Consider the following 2,866-nt stretch of genomic DNA (forward strand, 5'->3'; position numbering starts at 1 on the left):
GTCGGTGGGTAATGTGTTGACCAGGCACTTGTGCTCCATGGAGGAAAACAAATGCCTATTGTCATACCCAACCGGCCAAGATAGTTGTCGCTAACCGGTCATCCTAATTGTCGCCGAACACAGTATGGATATTCATATCTTCAAGGTGGGCTTTTAGCCTTCTTCCAATGCCCCAGACTTTATCGACAGGCATACGCTTTAAGACCCAGAGGCGCTGCTCTTCTCGTTCTATCTGGCATACCCCGTTCAATGCCGGGACTTTCTTGGCAGCATGGTTTGCGGCCTTGGCTAGGGTTTTAGACTTCGCCATACCCACGCAGACCGGCAAGCGGGTTTCTTTCCAGATGCGCTGCTTGATGGATTGGCCGAGTGGCTTCAGGTCTGGTGGCATGCCCATGAACTGGATGAACATCTCATCGATGCTGTAGACCTCCACATGGGGGGAGTAAGTCTTGAGCAGGTTCATCACCTTGGCTGACATATCCCCGTACAGCGGGTAGTTACTGCTGAAGACGGCGACCTTATGCTTCTTCAGTAGCGGCTCCACTTTGAAGTACAGGGTCAGATCAGGCACACCCAGTTCCTTGGCTTCCTTACTCCTAGCCACCACAAAGCCATCGTTATTGCTGAGTACCACGACAGGCTTACCCCTGAGATCAGGCCGAAAAACCTGTTCACAGGAGGCATAGAAGCTATTGCAGTCAACCAAGGCAAACATGGTAGCTACCAGGGCCAGTGGCGGTGGTAGTGGATATGGGCAGGCACAACCCCCTCAATCACCAAGTCCATCTCTTCAGGTAACTTGATGGGCTTATGCTTTGCGTTTGCGGGGAGCAATTGCCGGTGCTTTAAATCCAGAATCTTACAGGTAAGTTGGCCATCCACTGCGGCAATCACCACATCCCCTTGCTTGGCTTGCAGAGACCGGTCAACCAAGAGCAGGTCACCATCGAAGATACCCAGTTCAATCATCGAGTCGCCACAGGCACGCACGAAGAATGTCGATGAGGGGTGGCTCACCAAGTGGTCATTGAGGTCAATGTTCTGCTCCAGGTACTCCTCAGCAGGGCTGGGAAAGCCTGCCGATACCTTGTCACGAAACAGCGGGAGTCGGAGTCGCCGCCCTCTGGTAGGTATCAACCTACCGGGATAAAAGTCAGAGTTAGCCATGAGTAATCAGAGATGAATGATACTGGTTGTATATACAGTATCGGTTGAGGGGGGTAGACTGGTCAATACTGTATAAACGCGAAACCAGCGCCGAACTCAGTAAGTGATTGATTTATGTGCGGAAGAATTTTTATCAGGCCTGAAGCCAAGAATCAGAGCCTGCTACACCGTTTAGGGCTGGAGCATTTCACCTTGCCCGATGCTCCGAATATCGCTCCAACAGAGGCCGTGCCGGTTATTCATTACTTGGATGGGCAGCTCACCATCAGCCCTATGCGTTGGTGGTTGGTGCCTGGGTGGTCGGATGGCCCCAATACCAAATACGCCATGTTCAATGCCCGTATTGAGTCGGTGGAAACCAGCAGAGCTTACAAAGGGCCATTGAAGTATCGCCGGGGTATTGTTCCTGCTACGGGCTTTGTGGAGTGGAAGACTGAACAGGGAAAGAAACAGCCGTATTATTCCGAGGGGGAAACCGCGCCCTTGGCTTTGGCGGCTATCTGGGAGATATGGCAGGAAGAACTGTTGTCTGTGTCGATACTCACCCAGCCTGCCAATTCTGAGTTTGAGCAGTATCACCACCGTATGCCGGTAGTGCTGCATGATGAGCTAGTTGATACTTGGTTGGATCACAGCCTCTCTGGCCCTGAGGCCAAGGAGGCGGTCAGTGGTGCGGCTATACTGCTCGAAACCCGAGCGGTAGATCCGAGGATTAACTCTGGGCGTGAGAAAGTTTGGCCTCAAAAATTATGAATGGGAAGAAATTTCGAAATGACTTTTCTGCCGGTGGAGATGGGGCTTCGTAAAAATGGTGTGATTTTCTTTGCTGGTTCGCACTGCTGACCACACGAAAATTGACCATACCTAGAAGAAGTAAAAAAGGTCATTCAAATCCCGGTCTATATTAGCCAACTCGATCCAACATCGGTAAAATCCATCGCTCATTCAAGTCCCCGTAGTTCAGCTGGATAGAATAAGCGCCTCCTAAGCGCTAGGTCGCAGGTTCAAATCCTGCCGGGGACGCCACTTTCCTCTCGAGCACTTCCAGTGCAGCCATTGTGAACTACCTCCAATTTCCCATTTGACAGTGCATTCCATACACGGGTTAAATGAAAAAGTTATGATTATTTTTCGCCAAACATGCACCACAACTGCACCACAAGAAAATCACATTCCACTATCTTGTTGTTTTTAATATATATTTATGGATAGCGCGGCCCCCTCCTAAGGGGCAGGTCAGAGGTTCGAATCCTCTTCGGGACGCCATTTAAAATAGAACCCTCAACCGAGAGATTGGTTGGGGGTTTTGTTTTTTTGGGGGGGTATAGAAAACAGATGACCTACATTAGGTCGCCAGGATGCTGGCGGTAGTTAGACGAACAGATGACCTACATCATGTTGCGATCGGTGATCGCAATCTTTTGGGGACTCGCCACAAACTAGATGGATGACCTACATTAGGTCGCAAGCATGCTTGCGATCGCTACGCGACGCCGTTGGCGCCTTAACCTGGTCCCTTCGGGACATCGGTTATCACATGGCAGCTCGTTGAGCTGCGTAACGGGGGAGAGACTTTCTCCGGCTAAATAAAAAACCCCGGACAGCTGCGCTGACCGGGGTGTTTTATTTAGAAGCCTGGCGATGACCTACTCTCACATGGGGAAACCCCACACTACCATCGGCGATGACACGTTTC

General features: G+C 50.8%; 3 protein-coding genes and 1 tRNA gene. 2 read left to right on the forward strand and 2 right to left on the reverse strand.

Translation table 11 applies throughout. The annotated features are described in order from the left end of the window. Positions 1-103: 103 nt before the first annotated feature. Positions 104-718 (reverse strand): Y-family DNA polymerase, encoded by a 615-nt coding sequence (locus IB286_RS15230; RefSeq protein WP_190767007.1) that lies wholly within the window; start codon positions 716-718, stop codon positions 104-106. Positions 719-723: 5 nt separating this feature from the next. Then, positions 724-1,170 (reverse strand): translesion error-prone DNA polymerase V autoproteolytic subunit, encoded by a 447-nt coding sequence (umuD, locus tag IB286_RS15235; RefSeq protein ID WP_190767009.1) that lies wholly within the window; start codon positions 1,168-1,170, stop codon positions 724-726. 114 nt (positions 1,171-1,284) lie between these two features. Between umuD and IB286_RS15240 the strand changes: the two genes are divergently transcribed. After that, positions 1,285-1,923: an SOS response-associated peptidase gene (locus IB286_RS15240; RefSeq protein WP_190767011.1), complete on the forward strand. Its 639-nt coding sequence runs from the start codon at positions 1,285-1,287 to the stop codon at positions 1,921-1,923. 196 nt (positions 1,924-2,119) lie between these two features. After that, a tRNA-Arg gene (locus tag IB286_RS15245) sits at positions 2,120-2,196 on the forward strand. Positions 2,197-2,866 lie beyond the last annotated feature (670 nt).

The organism is Spongiibacter pelagi (assembly GCF_014705705.1).
Taxonomy (GTDB): domain Bacteria; phylum Pseudomonadota; class Gammaproteobacteria; order Pseudomonadales; family Spongiibacteraceae; genus Spongiibacter; species Spongiibacter pelagi.

Bases quoted from the DNA above. Each gene is read 5' to 3' on its own strand.
- IB286_RS15230 (WP_190767007.1), bottom strand. From the start codon at position 718: ATGTTTGCCTTGGTTGACTGCAATAGCTTCTATGCCTCCTGTGAACAG.
- umuD (WP_190767009.1), bottom strand. From the start codon at position 1,170: ATGGCTAACTCTGACTTTTATCCCGGTAGGTTGATACCTACCAGAGGG.
- IB286_RS15240 (WP_190767011.1), top strand. From the start codon at position 1,285: ATGTGCGGAAGAATTTTTATCAGGCCTGAAGCCAAGAATCAGAGCCTG.